Here is an 18,869-nt window from a genome sequence, read left to right on the forward strand (position 1 = left end):
GAAATGCCTCTAGCTGAGTTTGTCGACGCGGCGCTGGTGACGCCCGCCTTCGAAGGGGGTGGTCAGAAACGCCTCGACGATCGCCTTGGCCATGTCGGTGCCGATCAGCCGTTCGCCGAGCGCGATCACGTTGGCGTCGTTGTGCTGTCGGGCGAGCGCCGCGCTCAAGGGTTCGGAAACGCGCGCACATCGGCAGGCGGGGTTGCGGTTGACGGCGATCGAAATGCCGATGCCCGACCCACAGATGGCGATGCCGCGTTCGGCATTTCCAGCGGCGATATGGTCGGCGAGCTTGGCGCCATAGTCCGGATAGTCGACGCTGTCGGTATCGACGGGACCAAGGTCGGCGACTTCATGACCCGCCGTGGTCAGCGTGTCGACCAGCAGCGCCTTGAGGGAAAAGCCGGCATGGTCGGAAGCAAGTGCGATTTTCATGATGCGCATTGTTAGCCGCCGCACGCCGCGAGGGCTAGCCAAAGGCCCGCGAAAATTGCACCAGTATCGCCGATGCGACCCTTCGGCCTGCCACCCTGGATCGCGTTGCTCGGATTTGGCGGCCTCCTGCCGCCGCTGGCGTTGATCGTCCTCGGGCAACTCGGCGGTCCCGCTGCCCACTCGATCGAGTTCTGGGGCGTGGTGTATGGCGGTCTGATCCTGACCTTTCTGGGCGGGACATGGTGGGCGTTCGCGAGCCGGTTTCCGCCGCGCAAGCTGCCGACCGGCATCCTGATCCTGTCGGTAATGCCGAGCCTGATCGTGTTCGCGCTGATGGTGATGCTGTTCAGCTTCGCGGCCCTGTCGCCGTTCATCGCCGGGCTGATCGTGGGCGGCCTCATCCTCTTCTCGCCGCTGGTGGACGCATGGATCGCACGGCGTCGCTACACCCCGCGCTGGTGGATGACTTTGCGCGTGCCATTGTCGATCATTCTGGCAGCGTTGACGATCGCCTGCGGCTGGCTGGCCTAGGCCGCGCGCACGTCTCGCAGATTGAGCCGGGCCCAGATTTCCATCAGCCCTTTCACCAGCTCGTCCATCATCGCCTCGGTATGGAAGGGGCCGGGGGTGAAGCGCAACCGCTCGGTCCCGCGCGGGACGGTCGGGAAATTGATGGGCTGAACGTAGCAGCCATATTCGGCCAGCAGGATGTCGCTGATTTCCTTGGCCTTGACCGGATCGCCGACCATCAGCGGGACGATGTGCGTCTCGCTTTCCATCACGGGAAGGCCCGCGACCGCCATCTTTTCCTTGAGCGCGCGGGCCGAGCGCTGCTGCGCGTCGCGTTCGACGGACGATTGCTTGAGATGCTTCACGCTGGCGAGCGCGCCCGCGGTCAGAACCGGCGAGAGCGACGTGGTGAAGATGAACCCCGGCGCGTAGCTGCGGATGCAATCGATGATGGTCCTGTCAGCAGCGACGTAGCCGCCCATTACTCCGAACGCCTTGCCCAGCGTGCCCTCGACCATCGTGACCCGCTCGGCGACGCCGTCGCGCTCCGAGATGCCGCCACCCCGCGCGCCGTACATGCCGACCGCGTGCACCTCGTCGAGATAGGTCAGCGCGCTGAATCGATCGGCCAGATCGCAGATCGCCTCGATCGGGGCGACGTCGCCGTCCATCGAATATACGCTTTCGAACGCAATCAGCTTGGGCGTGTCGGCCGGAATGTCGCGCAGCAGTTCCTCGAGATGCTCGAGATCGTTGTGGCGGAAGATCCGTTTCTCGCATCCCGAATTGCGAATGCCCGCGATCATCGAGGCGTGATTGAGTTCGTCCGAAAGGATGATGCAGCCGGGAAGCAGCTTGCCCAGCGTCGACAATGCCGCCTCGTTCGAGACGTAGCCCGAGGTGAAGAGAAGCGCGGCTTCCTTCTCGTGGAGGTCGGCGAGCTCGGCCTCGAGATGGACGTGGAGATGCGTGTTGCCGCCGATGTTGCGCGTGCCGCCCGAGCCCGCGCCGACGTCGTGCAACGCCTCTTCCATCGCGGCGACGACCTTGTCGTGCTGACCCATCCCCAGATAGTCGTTGGAGCACCAGACCGTGATCGGACGCGGTCCGTTGTGGCCGTGGAAACAGCGCGCGTTGGGATAGGCACCCTTGTTGCGCATGATGTCGATGAAGACGCGGTATCGTCCCTCGTCGTGAAGGCGGTCGATCGCGTTCTTGAAGATGCTCGAATAGTCCATGGGCCTGTGAGGGGAGCCTCTACTAATTCCTTACGCGTGCGTCAAAGGGTCGAAAGGTCGGTGATTCCGAAGCGGGTCAGCGCCTTTGCGAGACCTGGCGTGGCGGGCGCGGTAAGGAGGCCGCGACCCGGGGGGCGGGTCTCGGGCCAGTTCTGGTCCTTCGTCAGATAGGCGATCCGGCGCGCGATGCCCTGTCCCCCGTCGATGAAGGTCACGTCAGGATGCTCCTCGCGCAGCCAGTCGGCGACCAAGGGAAAATGCGTGCAGGCGAGGACGACGGTGTCGAGATTCTCGCCACCCGGCTGATCGAACAGCGGACGGGCGGCGGCGATCACCTCGGCCCGTTCGACGGGTTCGCCCGTTAGCCGACGTTCCGCCAGTTCGACCAGCGTGGCGGAGCCGTGGCGGAGCACGGTGCAGTCGGTCGCAAAATCGCTGGCCAGCGTATCGACATAGGGTTGGCGCACCGTGGCTTCGGTACCCAGCACGCCGATGACCCGGGACCGGCTTTGTTCGGCGGCGGGCTTGATCGCGGGAACGGTGCCGACCACCGGCACGTCGAGCGCGGCCCGGACATGGTCCAGCGCAATTGTGCTGGCGGTGTTGCAGGCAATGGTCACCAGTCTCGGCCGCACTCGTTCGACGAGCCGACCGAGCAGGGCGGGAACCCGCGCGGCGATCTCGGCCTCACTGCGTATTCCGTAGGGAAAGGCCGCGTTGTCGGCTGCATAGACGATCGGCGCCTTCGGCAACCGCTCGCGAGTCGGGTCGAGGATCGACAATCCGCCGATGCCGGAATCGAAGAAGAGAAGGGGGGCGTCGGGCGACATTTGCCGCCCTCCTGCCCGCCCTCTCGTTCGAGTGCAAGAGGCGGGCTACCGGTCTTCGTAGGGCACGACTTCGAACAGATATTCGTTGCCCGCATCGTCCGTGAAACTGACCGTCGCAAATTCGTTTGCCGTGACACGACCGTCCTCGTCCCGGTCCATGAAGGCGAAGATCTCGCGCGCCTCCTTCTCGAACCCCTGGAAGGTCGGGCGACCCGATCGAAAGGAGCTGGTGAGAAACTCGTTCAGTTCGATGGCACCGGAGGAATCGCGGTCGGTCCGAGCGAAGGCGAAGTCGTAAAGGTCTTCACCGGGGGGAGGCGTGAATGCGACGCGATTGGAATATTTGAATGGCTCGCCGCCCGAAAAATCACCCGGCTCTGCAAAATCGCCAAGCTCTGCAGTAAAGAAGGTGCGCGGGACCATCCCTTCGAGAAAAGCCGCTTCATATTCGCCCTTGTCGATCCGGCCGTCTTCATCGCCGTCGAGGATCGTGAACAATGCCTTGCGCCGCCGCATAGACTCGGCAAGGGCGGCGTCCAGATCGAAATGTTTGGGCATTCGGCTTTGGGCCAGACTGCCCACCAGCGAAGCAGGGACGAATTCGTCGCGTTCGATATAGCCCGTTCCGTCGAGGTCGATCCGGGCGAATCCCTCGGCTGCGGCGCCCAGTTCACCGGTCAAGGCATTCTCGACCGCCTCTTCCTGGGTTCCCTGTGCCGACTGGGATGCGGGGGACGATGAGAGAGCGAAAAAGGCGTACGCGCCCGCCGCCAGAATGCCGATTGTCGTCATGATGAGGGTTCCTTTGCGAACAGTCTTGAAGCCAACATGTGTCGGCTCGGTAGTCTGCTGCTCCGGCTGGCCCTCTGCCTCTAGGTCCGGTGAACCGGATACGGTTCGACCGTAGCGGTCGCGATGCAGCCGCGCCGCATCGAGGGAAGTATCGGCGCCAAGCTTCTGGCGAGCGCGCTTGAGGCGCTTTTCGACCGCGTGGTGCGAGATGCCGAGCTCGAGAGCCATCTCCTTGGCGGTCTTGTGATCGAGGATCCCTGCAAGAACTTCGCGTTCGCGGCTCGTCAGCGGGTCGGGGGACGTGGACATTCGCCGATTGTAGGCGAAAGGCGAGCCCAGCGGGAAGGGCGGTCGGACCGTACTTCTCAGAAGAACCAGTGTCCCAATCACCTTGCCAGTCTGGCCCGCACTGCTACCAAGGCCGGACCATGGACGCTTTCCAGACCTACTACTGGCCGCTGCTGATCGGCTACGCGCTGGGATCGATCCCGTTCGGGGTGCTGATCGTGAAGGCCGCGGGGAAGGGCGACCTTCGAAGCGTCGGTTCCGGGAATATCGGCGCCACCAACGCGGTGCGTGCGGGCGGCAAGGGCGTCGGGCTCACGGTGCTGTTCTTCGACGTCATGAAGGGCGTCGCGGCAGTGCTGATCGCGCGACACGCCTTCCCCCCGCAGGCCGAGATTTTCGCCGCCATCGGCGCGCTGCTCGGGCATCTGTATCCCGTCTGGCTCAAGTTTCGCGGGGGCAAGGGCGTGGCGACGATGTTCGGCATCCTCGTCGCGCTCGACTGGCGGATCGGACTGATCGCGCTCGCCGTCTGGATCCTCGCCTTCCTCGTGACGAAGATGTCCTCTGTCGGTGGACTTCTTGCCGCCTTGTCCTCTCCCATCGCCGCCGTATCGCTGGGGCGCGAGGACCTGTTCAATCTCCTGCTCGGATTCACTCTTCTCATCTGGTGGAAACATCGCGCGAATATCGCCCGGATCCTGAAAGGGACCGAGCCGCGCTTTGGCCGCCGACGAGACGTTGCCAGGGCAGACGATGACATCGAACCCCAACCGAATTGACGCCATCCGACTGATCCGCAGTCAGCGGATCGGGCCCGTCAGCTATCGTCGCCTGATCGAGCGGTTCGGAACACCCGGCGCGGCGCTCGAGGCCATCCCCGATCTTGCGCAGCGCGGACGCGGACGTCCGCCGAAACTCGCGAGCGAAGCCGAGGCGCGACGGGAGGCCGAGGCGGTCGATCGCCTCGGGGCGCGACATGTGATCGTCGGCGATGCGGACTATCCGCTGCTCTTGTCGCGGATCGAGGACGCGCCACCGGTCCTGAGCGTGAAGGGCGATGTCTCCCTGTTCTCGCGACCCGCGGTGGCGATGGTCGGCGCCCGTAACGCCAGCGCGGCGGCTTGCCGACTGGCGCGCGAGATGGCTTCGGGGTTGGGACGTGCGGGCCAGGTGGTCGTCTCCGGACTGGCACGGGGCATCGACAGTGCGGCGCATGACGGCGCGCTCCAGACCGGAACGATCGCGGTGATCGCCGGCGGGATCGACGTGGTCTATCCGCCCCAGAATGAAGCGCGACAGTCGGTTATCGGAGAACGGGGCCTGTTGGTCGCGGAAATGCCGCCGGGAACGCAGCCGACCGCACGGCACTTTCCGCACCGCAATCGAATCATCAGCGGCCTTTGTGCCGGAACATTGGTCGTCGAGGCCGCGCCCCGATCGGGAAGCCTCATCACCGCGCGGCTGGCGGGCGAGCAGGGACGGGAGGTTATGGCGATCCCCGGCAGTCCGCTCGATCCCCGCGCGAGGGGATGCAACGGGTTGATCCGCGACGGTGCGACACTGATCCAGGATGTCGAGGACATTTTGGCCGAGCTCGGTCCGATCGACGCACGGATGACGCGGGTGGCCGAACCGTCCGCACCGGCGCCCGTCGCGCAGCCGGAACCCGACGAAGCGGCCAGCCGGCGGGTCGAGGAATTGCTCGGACCGGTCGCGGTCTCGGTCGACGAACTGATCCGCCAGTCGGGTCTTTCGGCGCCCGAGGTGCAGCTGGCCCTGCTCGAGCTCGACCTCGCCGGACGGCTCGACCGCCATGCGGGGGGTAGAGTGAGCTTGCGCTGAATTCGCTTGACCCCCACATGGGCCGCCGCACCATCGCGCGTACGTGAAGGCACATTTCGGGGAAGCGGATTTTGAAACTCGTCATCGTGGAATCGCCGGCCAAGGCGAAGACCATCGAGAAATATCTGGGCAGCGGGCACAAGGTGCTGGCAAGCTATGGCCACGTTCGCGACCTGCCGCCCAAGGACGGGTCGGTCGATCCGGACCACGGCTTCGAGATGAAATGGTCGAACAACTCGGACAAGACCAAGCAGCTGAAGGCCATCACCGATGCGGCCAAGACCGCCGACACGCTGATCCTCGCGACCGACCCCGACCGCGAGGGCGAGGCGATCAGCTGGCACGTTCAGGAATATCTGGCGAAGAAGAAGGCGCTGCCCGAGGACACGAAGCGGGTGACTTTCAACCAGATCACCAAGAAAGCGGTGAACGACGCGATGGCCGCGCCGCGGGGCCTCGATGAAGATCTGATCGACGCTTACCGGGCGCGTCGCGCGCTCGATTATCTGGTCGGCTTCACGCTGTCCCCGATCCTGTGGCGCAAGTTGCCGGGCGCTCGATCCGCCGGGCGAGTGCAGTCGGTCGCCTTGCGGCTGATCGTCGACCGCGAGCGCGAGATCGAAATTTTCAATCCGCAGGAATATTGGCAGGTCGGCGCCCAGTTCGAGCAAGCGGGGACGCCGTTCGATGCGCGGCTGGTGAAGCTGGACGAGAAGAAGATCGACCGTCTGACGATCTCCAGCAAGGCCGAAGCCGATGCGGCCAAGGCGGTGATCGAGTCGGGCAGCTTCACGGTCGAGAGCGTCGAGCAGAAGCCGCTGACTCGCAATCCGCCGCCGCCCTTCACGACATCGACCCTGCAGCAGGAGGCAGCGCGAAAGCTGGGCTATTCGGCCAGCCATACGATGAGCCTCGCGCAGGGTCTCTACGAAGCGGGTGCGATCACCTACATGCGGACCGACGGGGTGACGATGGCAGGCGAGGCGCTGTCCGCCGCGCGGCATGCGATCGCGGACCGCTACGACGCGGGATACCTCCCCGACAAACCGCGCCAGTACAAGTCGAAGGCCAAGAATGCGCAGGAAGCGCACGAGGCGATCCGTCCCACCAACTTCCGCAAGGATCGTGCCGGATCGGGCGATGCGGCAAAGCTCTACACGCTGATCTACAACCGCGCGCTGGCGAGCCAGATGGCGGCTGCGCGGCTGGAACGCACCACGGTCGAGCTGGCCGACGGTGCGGGCCGTGCGACGCTGCGCGCCACGGGGCAGGTCGTGAAGTTCGCGGGCTTCCTCGCGCTGTATGAAGAAGGGCGCGACGATCGCTCGGACGAAGAAGACGGAGGCAAGATGCCGTTGCTGCGCGAGGGTGATGCGCCGGCAAAGCGCGAGGTGACCGCGACCCAGCACTTCACCCAGCCGCCGCCGCGCTTCTCCGAAGCGAGCCTGGTCAAACGGCTCGAAGAATTGGGGATCGGTCGCCCGTCGACCTATGCCGCCACGCTACAGACGCTGAAGGACCGCGACTATGTGCGGCTCGACCAAAAGCGCTTCATTCCCGAGGAGAGCGGCCGGTTGGTGACCGCATTCCTCGAACGGTTCTTCGAACGCTACGTCAATTACGATTACACCGCCGAGCTGGAGGAGGAACTCGACGATGTGTCGGGTGGCCGGATGGGCTGGCAGGCGATGCTTGAGGCGTTCTGGCGTGACTTCAAGCCCAAGGCGGGCGAAGTCATGGAGCAGAAGCCGAGCGACATCACCGCGGCGCTCGACCAGTTTCTCGAACCTTATCTCTTCCCGGCGACCGAAGACGGCGGCGATCCGCGAACGTGTCCGAAGGACGGAGGTCGGCTGGCGCTGAAGGGCGGCAAGTTCGGCGCCTTCATCGGGTGCGAAAATCATCCGGAATGCGACTATACGCGCCCGTTCGGGGTGCGCGGCGAGGATGCCAATCCGGGGCCGAGCGAACTTGGCGAGGGGATCGAGCTGAAGGTCGGTCGTTTCGGGCCCTATGTCGAAAAGGACGTCGAAGGCGAGAAGAAGCGCGCGTCGATCCCGAAGGACATGAAGCCTGAAGATATCGACGTCGAATGGGCGGAGAAGCTGCTGTCGCTCCCGCGCGAGATCGGGGCGCATCCGGAAACGGGAAACATGATCTCGGCGTCGATCGGCCGCTATGGCCCGTACCTGCTGCACGACGGCAACTACGCCCGACTGTCATCGACCGACGAGGTGTTCGAGACTGGCATGAACGCGGCGGTGGCGAAGCTGGCCGAAGCGAAAGCCAATAAGGGCCAGCGGGGACAGCGCGGGAAGCGCGAGCCGCTCGCGAAACTCGGAAAGCATCCGACGACCGAGGGCGAGATCCTGGTGATGGACGGGCGGTACGGCCCTTACGTCACCGACGGCAACGTCAATGCCACCATTCCGCGCGGCACGGATCCGAAGGACGTCACGCTGGATCAGGCGGTGACGCTGATCGACGAACGCGCCGCCAAGGCTCCGGCGAAAAAGAAGCGCAAGGCACCCGCCAACAAAAAGGCACCGGCCAAGAAGAAGACGGCGGCAAAGAAGAAGCCGGCTGCGAAGAAAGGCGACTAGCCGCAGGCCTTGCAGCTTGGGTCGGCGGGGATCGCGATGGCTCGCCAGCGGTTCTGAAGGCCGTCGTAGAGATGCAGCGTACCCGCATCATCGGGTCCGACACCGCAGACGAGGCGGATCGCCATCAGCGCGGCCATGTTGCCCATCATTCCGGTGAGCGCGCCGACGACGCCGGTTTCGGCGCAGGTATCGCAATCGTCGCTGTCGAACGCATCCCCGACGAAACAACGGTAGCAGGGCCTGCCACGCCACAGGCCGAGTTGACCCTGCAGTTGCTGCGCCGCGGCGCTGAGAAGCGGGATATCGAGAGACATACAGGTGTCGCTGACCGTCAGACGCGTCGCGAAATTGTCGGTGCCGTCTATCACGAGATCGTGACCGCCAAGGAGGTCGGCTGCATTTTCGGCGGTGATGTTCGTCGCGTGCGCGTCGATGGCGACGTGCGGATTGCGCGCTTCGGCGAAACGGCGGGCGAGCGGGGCCTTGCCCGCACCGATGTCGGCGGTGGTGAACAGCGGTTGCCGCTGGAGGTTCGACAGGCTGACGGCGTCGTCGTCGATCAGGGTGATATGGCCGATCCCCGCGCCGACCAGCGCGGGAAGCGCGCCCGATCCGATCCCGCCCGCGCCGACCAGTGCGACCCGCGCAGCCTTGAGCCGCCTTTGCCCGACGCCGCCGATCTGGGGCAGGACGATGTGGCGGGCGTAGCGGTCGAGTTCGTCGTCGTTGAGATCGGTCACTGGGTGCCGGTACTGCCAAACCCGCCTTCGCCGCGTGCGGTATCGTCGAGCGTGCCGACTTCTTCGAACCGGGCGAGGGTGACGGCGGCGGGAACGAGCTGCGCAATCCGTTCGCCCCGCTCGATCACGAACGGGTCGGGTCCGTGGTTGATCAACAGCACCTTCAACTCGCCGCGATAGTCGCTGTCGATCGTACCGGGCGTATTGGGAACCGTGACGCCATGCTTGAAGGCGAGGCCGGAGCGCGGCCGCACCTGGATTTCGTAGCCGCGGGGGATGGCGACCGACAGGCCGGTGGCGACGGCGTGCCGGTGCCCGGGTGCGATCGTCACATCTTCGGCACTGACCACGTCCATGCCCGCCGCGCCGTCGGTGGCGTAGGCGGGGAGGGGGAGGCCCTCGCCATGGGGGAGGCGCTTGAGCTGGATACTGATGGTCATGCGAGGTTTTCCGCGATCCTGTCGATGAGGTGCCGCGCGACGGCGGTCTTGGTCATGCTTTCCCAATCCTCGACGCCTTTTTCCGTGACGAGGTGGATGCGATTGTCGTCTCCGCCCATGACATCGCCGCTGACATCGTTGGCGAGGATCCAGTCGGCGTTCTTGCGTTCGCGCTTGGACCGCGCGTTCGCGATCACGTCGTCGGTCTCGGCCGCGAAACCGACGAGGAGCGAAGGGCGGTCCGGATGATCGCCGAGGTCGGCGAGAATGTCGGGGTTCGCCTGAAAGGTCAGTTCGGGCGGGCCCGCGCCCTTCTTGAGCTTCGCATCGCTGGCCTCGACGCGCCAGTCGGCCACGGCGGCGACCAGGATGGCGGCATCGGCGGGCAGAGCGGCCGTGACCGCCGCGTGCATCTGGCGGGCGGTCTCGACGTCGATCCGCGCGACACCGGGAGGCGTGTCGAGATTCACCGGACCCGCCACTAAAGTGACCCGCGCGCCCGCGACCGCGGCGGCGGCGGCGATGGCGAAGCCCTGCTTCCCCGAGGAACGGTTGGCAATCACGCGGACGGGGTCGATCGGCTCGTGCGTCGGGCCGGCGGTCACGAGAACGTGCTTTCCGGCAAGCTTCCCACGATCCGGTCTGAGCGTCGCCGCAGGATTTTCCGCGGCGTCGAGAGGCAGGGCGTCGATGATCGCGTCGATTTCCGGTAGGCGTCCCGGACCGAATTCGCCGCAGGCCATCGCACCCTCGTCCGGATCGAGGACGGTGACGCCGTCGGCGCGCAGTCGTTCGACGTTCCGCTGCGTCGCCGGGTGAAGCCACATGCGCACGTTCATCGCGGGAGCGACGGTTACGGGCTTGTCGGTGGCGAGGAGTAGGGTCGTGGCGAGATCGGTGGCGAGACCCGCGGCCATCTTCGCGATCAGATCGGCGGTGGCGGGGCAGACGAGCACGTGATCGGCGGCGCGAGAGAGTTCGATGTGTCCCATCTCCACCTCGTTCTTGAGATCCCAAAGCGAAGTGTAGACGGGGCTTTCGGAAAGCGCCGCGAGACTCATGGGGGTGACGAAGTGCTGGGCACCGTCGGTGAGCACGGGCGTGACCTCATGGCCCGCCTTGCGGACGGCGCGAACCAGTTCGGCGGTCTTGAAGGCTGCGATTCCGCCGCCGATGATGAGCAGAAGCCTAGCCATTCTCGAGATCCGGAAGTTCACAAAGGTAACGGCAGGTTCCTGCCGAATTACCTTCCCGTGCGGCACCGGACCTGAGCAGGGCGCGAGAGGGAAAGTGAGTGGGCATAGGCGCCGTCATGACAGGCAAAATCCTAATAGGAAAGTGCTCGAACTCGGCGGGAGTTGTGTTTGATAAGATTGCTGTTGTAACACAATACATCAGCTTGATCGACTCCACACACGATAAGCTGGTTATCGAAAATCGCCAGAACGAAGGAGACGCATTCCATGCAGGATGGGACGAACGACGACTCGGGGATGGTGCGACTGGGCCAAATGAAGCAACTGCAGTTCGATCAGATCCGTAGGCTGGGCGAGTTGCACAAAGACGGCTTTCTGACAGACGAGGAATACGCGAAAAAGAAAGCCGAAATGCTCGAGCGAATTAGATAAGCGCCACCAGCGCCGCGCCCGCAATCGATCGTGTGGGAGCCTTCGCCAGCCACCGGACGTTGGGCGCGAAACGACAGACAGGGGTGCAACCGATGACCGAGACGAATTGGCACTGGTTCTATGTGGCATGCATGGCTGCGGGCGCGCTGCTGTTCGTTCTGTGGAGCCGCGATCCCAAGCGCGTGCCGCAATATGAATATGCCATCGCGATCTTCATCCCCGTCTGGTCGGGGCTGGCCTATACCGCGATGGCACTCGACATGGGTACGATCGAGGTCGCGGGCCGAACGGTCTATCTCGCCCGCTATCTCGACTGGGTCGTCACGACGCCGCTACTCCTGTTCGCTCTGGGGTCGACCGGCATGTTCTTCCGGCCGCTCGACAAGACGACGCTGGCGACGTTGATGGGTCTCGACGTCGTCATGATCCTGTCGGGGCTGCTCGCCGATCTGTCGACCGAACCGACGCAGCAGTGGTTCTGGTACATCACGGGGTGTGTGTGCCTGGCGCTGATCCTGTCGATCCTCTGGGGGCGCGTGAGACGCGAGGCCTATGCGCACAACGAGGAGATCGGGAAAGCCTATACGAAACTGGCGGGCTATTTCACGCTGCTGTGGTTCGGCTATCCCTTGGTCTGGGCGCTGGGGCCCTCGGGGCTGGGCGTACTGGGCAACGACGTGGCGCTGTTCGTCATCCTGCCGATCTTCTCCAAGGTCGGTTTCTCGATCTTCGATCTGTACGAATTGCGCAAGCTGGCGCCCAAGTATCCCGATCTGGACGAGGAGGATCCCCGCGCGCGGCGGCGCCAGACCGCCGCCGGTTCAGCCGAATAGGGCGACGAGGCCCGCGCCGGCGGATCCTGCGATCAGCGCGGTGAGGAAATAGCCCAGGAAGTTGGGGCGTTCGATGATCTTCACCTCGGGCAAGGGAGCCGCCGGTGGCGCCCCGCCCTTCTCGGGATAGCTGGCGTCGATCTTGTCGATGAGGTGCGGCAGCCGCTCGATCGTGCGACGCAGGGCCGTGAGCCGGTCCGCGATCTGCACTTCGGGGCCGAGTTCGGTCCGCATCCAGCCGGCGAGGAACGGCTCGGAGACTTCCCACATGTTGATGTCGGGATCGAGGCTGACGACCACGCCTTCCTCCATCACCATGGTCTTCTGCAGCAGCAGGAGGTGCGGCTGGGTCGCCATGTCGAAATCGTGGGTGATGGCGAACAGGCCTTCGAGCATGCGCCCGACGCTGATCTCCTTGACGGGCAGCCCGCGGATGGGTTCGCCGACGGCGCGCAGTGCGGTGGCGAATTCATCGACGCTATGGTGCGCAGGAACGTATTGCGCCTCGAAGTGGATCTCGGCGACGCGGCGGTAATTGCCGGTGATGAGGCCGTAGAGAATTTCCGCGAGCCAAAGTCGCGCCTGCCGGTCGATACGGCCCATGATCCCGAAATCGACCGCGGCGAGGCGGCCGTCGTCCAGCGCGATCAGATTGCCCTGGTGCAGGTCGGCATGGAAGAAGCCGTCGACCACCGCCTGGCGCAGGAACGCCCGGACGAGAACGCGGGCGAGGCGCGGAAGGTCGTGCCCCTTCTCCACCAGTTGGGCGCGCTTGGTGACCTTGGTCCCTTCGAGCCATTCCATCGTAAGGACGCGGCGCGAGGTGCGGCGCCAGTCGATCTCGGGGACGTAGAAGCCGGGTTCGGCGACCATGTTCTCCTTGAGCTCGGACGCGCTGGCGGCTTCGCGCTGGAAATCGAGTTCGCGGCGGGTCCACTGGCGGAACTGGGCGATGACCTGGCGCGGGCGAAGACGCTCCGCCTCGCCGCCGAAGCCCTCGACCTGCGCGGCGGCCCATTCGTATGTTTCGAGCGCGTCGGCGAACGTGTCCTCGATCCCGGGGCGCAACACCTTCACCGCGACGGTGCGGCCTTCGGTGGTGACGGCCTTGTGAACCTGCGCGATGGACGCGGCGCCGACGGGGGTCTCGTCGAATTCGGCATACAGGCTCTCGAGCGGCGCGCCGAGCGCGGTCTCGATCTGGTGGCGAACCTTCGCAAAGGGCGCGGGCGGGAGATCGTCCTGAAGGAAGCGCAGGTTTTCCGCCGCTTCCTCGCCGACCAGATCGGGACGGGTCGCGAGCGCCTGTCCCAACTTGATGGCGGCGGGGCCGATCTCCTGAAAGGCGGCGGCATAGTCGGGCGTGGCGGGCTGGCGCGTGCCGAAGCGCGCAATGCGTAGGAGACGGCGGACGTGCGGCGGGGTCAGCGGATCGTTCTCGATCCCGCGCAAAGCGCCGTGACGGGCGAGCGTGCGTCCCCAGCGCATCAAGCGGGACAGGTGGGTCAGTCGTGTGGCCATCGATCGCGCGCCTAGACCTTCCAACCCGAATGGATCGCGACCAGTCCGCCGAGGATCGGCGTGTGCGAGGTGTTGGCGAACCCGGCGTCGCCGATCATCGCCTCGAACGCGGCCATCCGCGGAAAGCGGCGGATCGATTCGACCAAGTATTGGTAGCTGTCCGCATCGCCCGCGACGGCTTTTCCGACCCGCGGGATGACATTCTCGGCATAGAGGTCGTAGGCATTGCCGAACCCCGGCCACTCGCTGGTCGAGAATTCGAGGCAGTAGAAACGCCCCCCGCGTTTCAGGGTTCGATAGGCTTCCCGCAGCGCTGCGGGGATGTCGGTGACGTTCCGGATCCCGAAGGCGATGGTATAGGCGTCGTAGGCGTCGTCGGCGGTGTTCAGCGCCTCGGCATTCTCGACCCGCCACGCGAGACCTTCCAGGCCGCGTTTGCGGGCGCGTGTCCGGCCGACGTCGAGCATATCGGGGTTGATGTCCGCGACGGTGACATCGGCACCGCGCCGCGCCATGCGGAAGGCGATATCGCCGGTCCCGCCCGCCATGTCGAGGATCCGCTCGCCGGACCGAGGGGCGACCTTGGCGACGAACCGGTCCTTCCACAGTCGATGCATTCCGCCCGACATGAGGTCGTTCATCACGTCGTAGCGCGCCGCGACCGAGGTGAAGACCTCGCCGACGCGGCGGGTTTTCTCCTGGGCCTCGACCGGGGTGTCGCCGAACCAGACTTGTCCGTCACTTGTGGGCTTGTCGCTCATGCGCCGGTTGCTAGCAGGGCTTGAGGGCAGGGGGAACGGGTCTTACGTCCCGGATCGACCATGCCCGAGCTTCCCGAAGTCGAAACCACCGTACGTGGGCTGCGCCCGATCTTGGAAGGAGCCACGATCACGCGCGTCGTTCTGCGGCGCGCGGACTTGCGGCGGCCTTTTCCGGAGGGGCTTGGACAGGCGCTGACGAGTGCGCGCGTCACCGAACTGGCGCGACGGGCGAAATACGGGCTGGTGCGCACCGACCGAGGCGACACGATGATCTTCCATCTGGGGATGTCGGGCCGCTGGCGGATCGATCCCGAGACGTTGGAAACGCACGATCATCTCGTGCTGGAAACCGGGGAAGGGCGCCGCGTCGCGCTCAACGATCCGCGGCGGTTCGGTTCGATCGACCTGGTGCGTAGCGACGCCGAGGCGTCGTTCGCGGGCTTTGCCGGGATGGGGCCCGAACCCTTGCCGGTCGTCGATGCGGAAGAATTGCGGGCGCGCCTTGCGGGGAAGAAAGTGGCGATCAAGCTGGCACTGCTCGACCAGCGGGTGATCGCGGGACTGGGCAATATCTACGTGTGCGAGGCGCTGTTCCGCGCGGGGATCGCGCCCGGACGCAAGGCAGGTAGCGTGAGCAGAATGCGGCTCGAAAGATTGGCGCAGGCGATCCCCGCGGTGTTGGACGAAGCGATCGCGGCAGGTGGATCGACGCTGCGCGACTATGCCCAGCCCGATGGCGACTTGGGCTATTTCTCCAAGAAGTTCGACGTGTATGGGCGCGAGGGGAAAGAGTGTCATCGGTGCGGGGCTGCGATCCGACGCCGGGTCCAGGGCGGGCGGTCGACCTTCTATTGCGCCCGGTGCCAGCGATGAGCGGTCTCGCTTGACCTCATCAGGACATCTTTGTAAGGGAGCGCGCATGCCGGTGCCTGCTCTTGGAGCCTGGGCACCGTTTACTTTTTCAACGTACGAGATCGAGGTCATCATCTATGGCGAATTCGCCGCAAGCGCGTAAGCGCATCCGTCGCAACGAGCGCCGCGCGGAAATCAACGGTGCGCGCGTCAGCCGCATCCGCACCCACATCAAGGCCGTCGAAGCCGCGATCGAGGAAGGCAAGCAGGACGACGCGCAGAAGGCGCTTCGTGCGGCGCAGCCGGAAATCGCCCGCGGTGTCGCGAAAGGCGTGATGCACAAGAACACCGCGGCGCGGAAGATGAGCCGGCTGTCGAAGCGGGTTGCTGCTCTGGATTAATTTCGTTTCATCGCGAAACAGGTGACGGACCGTCGGGAAAGCCCCCGGCGGTCCGTTTCTTTTTGGTGACTGAAAAAAGTCTAGGACTTTCCGCGATTCGTGACTGTGTCGAGTAGCAGACAGTCCGAAAAAGACCAGAAAACCGCTATAAATCGATTTTCCGCGGCTTTGCGCTGTCAATACCAATTATTTCATCCAAATGAAAAAACGAGTCTTGAACAGCGGCGCTCAGGGCTCTTAAAACAGCTTCTCCGGCGGCGATTCAGGTCCCCGGGGGGCAAGGTAGAGACGGCAGTCACGGACGCCGCGGCACCCAGGTGTCTGCGCGTAACAGAGCCGCTTTGCCTGACGCACATTTGGTCAAGAGGAGGCGCGAGCCAGTGCAAGGCGAGGGAGAAGCTATGCGTCGACGCAACGCTCCCGGGTCCGAGCAGGCTCCGTTCGAGGCAGCGTGGGACGAAATCCGTTCCGGCCTTCGCAAGGACCTTGGTGCGCGCACGTTCGACGGCTGGGTGAAGCCCGCCGAGCTCGGCCGCTTCGATCCCGAAAGCGGATGTCTTCATATCGTGATGCCTTCGCAGTTTATGGCCGATTGGGTGAAGTCCCATTTCGGCGATCGGATTGCCTTGGCGTGGCGGCACCTCCTGCCGGTGGTTCGCGACGTGAAGCTGGTGCCCGGCGACGGCGCGCCCCGGCCCTCGCCGATGCTGGTGCTGGAAAATGCGCCCGCCGCTTCTCACGAGACCGCTTCGTCCGCGCCGCGGCATCCGCGACCTAATTTCGACCCGCGCCAGACGTTCGAACATTTCATCGTCGGCAAGGCGAACGAGGTTGCGGCGACCGCTTCCCGGACGCTCGCCGATGCCGACCGCGCGACCTTCAACCCGCTGTTCATTCATGGCGGCACGGGCCGCGGCAAGACCCACCTGCTGCATGCCATCGGTCAACGGTTTCTCGAGCGCAATCCCGATGCGCTGGTCGTGTCGATGTCGGCCGAGAAGTTCATGGTGGAGTTCGTCACGGCGCTGCGCGAGAACGACACGTTCACCTTCAAGAACCGGCTGCGTTCGGCCGATCTCCTGCTGGTCGACGACGTCCAGTTCATCGCGGGCAAGGAATCGACCCAGGAAGAATTCTTCCATACGATGAACGAGATCATCACCGCGGGCCGCCGCCTGGTGATCACGTCCGACCGCGCGCCGCAGGATCTCGACGGGATCGAGCCGCGCATCCTGTCGCGTCTGTCATGGGGGCTGGTCGCGGACATCAACGCGGCGGATTACGAGCTGCGGCTCAATATCCTGCGCGCCAAGCTGGACCAGTTGACGGGCGTCGAGATGCCCGCCGACGTGATCGACTTCCTCGCGCGTCGCATCACCAATTCGATCCGCGAGCTTGAGGGCGCGCTCAACCGCATTGCCGCTTATGCCATGATGACGGGCAAGGACATCGACGTGCCGTTCGTCGAGGAAGTGCTCGCCAATGTGCTGCGCGCTAATCAGCGCCGCATCTCGATCGACGAGATCCAGACGCGGGTGGCGGCGCATTTCTCGATCCGCAAGGCCGAGATGACGTCGGCACGACGGGCGCGCGAAGTGGCCCGCCCACGGCAGGTGGCGATGTACCTGTCGAAGCAGCTCACCCCCAAGAGCCTGCCAGATATCGGACGGCGTTTCGGCGGGCGCGACCATACGACCGTGATTCATGCCGTGAAGCGGATCGAGAGCTTGCGTGCGGCGGATGCGGAACTCGACGCCGATATCCGGATGCTGCAACGTCAGCTCGAGAATTAGGCGCGTTTTCGACCGCTTGCTCCTGACGCCAAAAGCCGCACCCGCGGTGCCGCAGGACGCTCGGATCTAGCTTCCCGCTTCCAGTTCGACATCTACCGCGCGGCGCTCGCCGTCACGGATGAGGGTCAGTCGAACGCGCTCGCCGATCGCATAATCGTCCAGCCGTGCGAGCAGATCGCCGACGCGGTCCACTTCCTGCCCGTCGAGCGCGACGATGATGTCGCCCGCGGCAACGCCACGGCGCGTGCGGCGGGCGGGCTGGAGACCGGCGCGGGCAGCGGGGCTGCCGCTTTCGACCTGGAGCACGAACACGCCCTCGATGCCCGAGGCGCGTTTGAGACGCGCATTGAACGCCTCGTCGCTGTCGATCCCGATACTGGGGCGGGCGTAGCGGCCGTTGGCGATCAGCTGCGGCACCACGCGCATGACGGTGTCGACCGGCACCGCGAACCCGATGCCGGCATTGGCGCCCGATGGCGAGAAGATGGCGGTGTTGACGCCGATCAGCCGTCCGGCGCTGTCAAGCAGCGGCCCGCCAGAATTACCGGGGTTGATGGCCGCGTCGGTCTGGATGAGCTGCCGGATGTCGGGCCCGTCGCCGCGCGGGAGCGAGCGTTCCAGTGCCGACACGATCCCGGTGGTCAGCGTCCAGTCCAGCCCGAAGGGGTTGCCGATCGCAAAGACCGCCTGTCCGACCTGAAGGTCGTTCGACGAACCGACGGGGATGCGGGCGGGAGAGGCGAACGCCGAGCCGCCGATCCGCAGGACCGCAAGATCGTGCGCGGGACTGGCGCCGACCAGCTCGGCATCGAATTCGCGTCCGTCGGCGAGCTGGACCTGGGCGCCGCTCGCGCCTTCGAGCACGTGCCAGTTGGTGATGACATGCCCGCGCTCGTCCCAGACGAAGCCCGAGCCGGAGCCGCGCGGCACCTGCATCACGTTGCGGCTCATGAAGTCGCGCACGCTTTCGCTGGTCGAGATGGCGACGACCGATTCGCGCGCAGTCTGGAACAGCTGGATTGTCGAACGTTCGTCCGCGCCGAGGTCGCCGCGCGGGGTCACGGTACGCGCCTCGGATGGCTGCGCGGGAAGCGACTGGACGGCGGGTTGGGCCGTAAGAAGGGCGGCAACGGCGATCAGGAGCATGACATTCACCAATACAAGAAAGACCATGAAGGCCCGGTTCTTGTGAATGGAAGTTGAAGCGGAGGGTTTCACGGCACCGACGTAGGAGCCGCGCCGCGGGGTTCAACCATTCGAATGCCCGCCAGCGGCATCCATGGCTCCGCGCTTCATGAAGCGGTCCTGCTTAGACGCACTCGCCGATCTTTCCCCATCCGACCAGGTTGGACACGTGGAGAC

Annotated in this window: 19 protein-coding genes; 9 read left to right on the top strand and 10 right to left on the bottom strand. The window is 65.1% G+C overall.

The genetic code is table 11. The annotated features are described in order from the left end of the window. Window positions 1-9: 9 nt before the first annotated feature. Window positions 10-435, bottom strand: coding sequence for a ribose 5-phosphate isomerase B (gene rpiB, locus WJT74_RS03250; protein ID WP_343346810.1), 426 nt, complete (start codon window positions 433-435; stop codon window positions 10-12). Between the two features lie 72 nt (window positions 436-507). Between rpiB and WJT74_RS03255 the strand changes: the two genes are divergently transcribed. Next, window positions 508-966: a DUF3429 domain-containing protein gene (locus tag WJT74_RS03255; protein WP_343346813.1), complete on the top strand. Its 459-nt coding sequence runs from the start codon at window positions 508-510 to the stop codon at window positions 964-966. Here the strand turns inward: WJT74_RS03255 and hemA are convergent. From hemA to WJT74_RS03270, 3 genes are read right to left on the bottom strand one after another with little or no spacing between them, the layout of a single operon-like run. Continuing rightward, a complete protein-coding gene (gene hemA, locus WJT74_RS03260; RefSeq protein WP_343346815.1) occupies window positions 963-2,183 on the bottom strand; it encodes a 5-aminolevulinate synthase in 1,221 nt (406 codons plus the stop codon). The genes WJT74_RS03255 and hemA overlap by 4 nt on opposite strands. Window positions 2,184-2,224: 41 nt before the next feature. Then, window positions 2,225-3,013 (bottom strand): glutamate racemase, encoded by a 789-nt coding sequence (gene murI, locus WJT74_RS03265; protein ID WP_343346817.1) that lies wholly within the window; start codon window positions 3,011-3,013, stop codon window positions 2,225-2,227. 45 nt (window positions 3,014-3,058) lie between these two features. Next, on the bottom strand, window positions 3,059-4,114 hold the full coding sequence (locus WJT74_RS03270; RefSeq protein WP_343346819.1) for an EF-hand domain-containing protein: 1,056 nt from the start codon (window positions 4,112-4,114) through the stop codon (window positions 3,059-3,061). Window positions 4,115-4,233: 119 nt separating this feature from the next. On the opposite strand from WJT74_RS03270, the gene plsY reads away from it, so the two are divergent. The 3 genes from plsY (at window position 4,234) to topA (ending at window position 8,538) form a co-directional block, all read left to right on the top strand. Further along, complete coding sequence (plsY, locus tag WJT74_RS03275; protein WP_343346821.1) at window positions 4,234-4,872, top strand: glycerol-3-phosphate 1-O-acyltransferase PlsY; 639 nt, start codon at window positions 4,234-4,236, stop codon at window positions 4,870-4,872. Next, complete coding sequence (gene dprA, locus WJT74_RS03280) at window positions 4,847-5,935, top strand: DNA-processing protein DprA (RefSeq protein WP_343346822.1); 1,089 nt, start codon at window positions 4,847-4,849, stop codon at window positions 5,933-5,935. The genes plsY and dprA overlap by 26 nt, the downstream gene beginning before the upstream one ends. A gap of 71 nt (window positions 5,936-6,006) precedes the next feature. Further along, window positions 6,007-8,538: a type I DNA topoisomerase gene (gene topA / locus WJT74_RS03285; protein ID WP_343346824.1), complete on the top strand. Its 2,532-nt coding sequence runs from the start codon at window positions 6,007-6,009 to the stop codon at window positions 8,536-8,538. On the opposite strand, the gene WJT74_RS03290 is transcribed toward topA, so the two are convergent. From WJT74_RS03290 to coaBC, 3 genes are read right to left on the bottom strand one after another with little or no spacing between them, the layout of a single operon-like run. Continuing rightward, window positions 8,535-9,278, bottom strand: coding sequence for a HesA/MoeB/ThiF family protein (locus tag WJT74_RS03290; RefSeq protein WP_343346826.1), 744 nt, complete (start codon window positions 9,276-9,278; stop codon window positions 8,535-8,537). The two genes, topA and WJT74_RS03290, sit on opposite strands and share 4 nt — an antisense overlap. Next, window positions 9,275-9,718, bottom strand: coding sequence for a dUTP diphosphatase (gene dut, locus WJT74_RS03295; protein WP_343346829.1), 444 nt, complete (start codon window positions 9,716-9,718; stop codon window positions 9,275-9,277). The genes WJT74_RS03290 and dut overlap by 4 nt, the downstream gene beginning before the upstream one ends. Continuing rightward, a complete protein-coding gene (gene coaBC / locus WJT74_RS03300; protein ID WP_343346830.1) occupies window positions 9,715-10,914 on the bottom strand; it encodes a bifunctional phosphopantothenoylcysteine decarboxylase/phosphopantothenate--cysteine ligase CoaBC in 1,200 nt (399 codons plus the stop codon). Before coaBC ends, dut begins: the two co-directional genes overlap by 4 nt. Window positions 10,915-11,229: 315 nt before the next feature. Between coaBC and WJT74_RS12215 the strand changes: the two genes are divergently transcribed. Both WJT74_RS12215 and WJT74_RS03305 read left to right on the top strand, forming a co-directional pair. Continuing rightward, window positions 11,230-11,346 carry an SHOCT domain-containing protein gene (locus WJT74_RS12215; RefSeq protein ID WP_432215237.1) on the top strand — a complete coding sequence of 39 codons (117 nt, stop codon included), beginning with the start codon at window positions 11,230-11,232 and terminating at the stop codon, window positions 11,344-11,346. Window positions 11,347-11,438: 92 nt separating this feature from the next. Then, window positions 11,439-12,179 (top strand): bacteriorhodopsin, encoded by a 741-nt coding sequence (locus WJT74_RS03305; RefSeq protein WP_343346833.1) that lies wholly within the window; start codon window positions 11,439-11,441, stop codon window positions 12,177-12,179. Here the strand turns inward: WJT74_RS03305 and ubiB are convergent. Next, window positions 12,168-13,700: a 2-polyprenylphenol 6-hydroxylase gene (gene ubiB, locus WJT74_RS03310; protein ID WP_343346835.1), complete on the bottom strand. Its 1,533-nt coding sequence runs from the start codon at window positions 13,698-13,700 to the stop codon at window positions 12,168-12,170. The genes WJT74_RS03305 and ubiB overlap by 12 nt on opposite strands. Window positions 13,701-13,711: 11 nt before the next feature. Further along, window positions 13,712-14,461: a class I SAM-dependent methyltransferase gene (locus WJT74_RS03315; protein WP_343346838.1), complete on the bottom strand. Its 750-nt coding sequence runs from the start codon at window positions 14,459-14,461 to the stop codon at window positions 13,712-13,714. A 60-nt stretch (window positions 14,462-14,521) separates the two neighbouring features. Between WJT74_RS03315 and mutM the strand changes: the two genes are divergently transcribed. From mutM to dnaA, 3 genes are all read left to right on the top strand, one after another. After that, window positions 14,522-15,334 (top strand): bifunctional DNA-formamidopyrimidine glycosylase/DNA-(apurinic or apyrimidinic site) lyase, encoded by an 813-nt coding sequence (gene mutM / locus WJT74_RS03320; protein ID WP_343346841.1) that lies wholly within the window; start codon window positions 14,522-14,524, stop codon window positions 15,332-15,334. A gap of 116 nt (window positions 15,335-15,450) precedes the next feature. Then, window positions 15,451-15,714, top strand: a complete 264-nt coding sequence (gene rpsT / locus WJT74_RS03325; protein ID WP_343346843.1) for a 30S ribosomal protein S20 — start codon at window positions 15,451-15,453, stop codon at window positions 15,712-15,714. A 401-nt stretch (window positions 15,715-16,115) separates the two neighbouring features. Further along, window positions 16,116-17,507: a chromosomal replication initiator protein DnaA gene (gene dnaA / locus WJT74_RS03330; RefSeq protein ID WP_343346845.1), complete on the top strand. Its 1,392-nt coding sequence runs from the start codon at window positions 16,116-16,118 to the stop codon at window positions 17,505-17,507. Between the two features lie 66 nt (window positions 17,508-17,573). Here dnaA and WJT74_RS03335 read toward each other — a convergent pair whose 3' ends face one another. Continuing rightward, on the bottom strand, window positions 17,574-18,653 hold the full coding sequence (locus WJT74_RS03335; RefSeq protein WP_343346848.1) for a S1C family serine protease: 1,080 nt from the start codon (window positions 18,651-18,653) through the stop codon (window positions 17,574-17,576). Window positions 18,654-18,869 lie beyond the last annotated feature (216 nt).

The sequence above is a fragment of the Sphingomicrobium sp. XHP0239 genome, from assembly GCF_039555325.1.
Classification (GTDB): domain Bacteria; phylum Pseudomonadota; class Alphaproteobacteria; order Sphingomonadales; family Sphingomonadaceae; genus Sphingomicrobium; species Sphingomicrobium maritimum.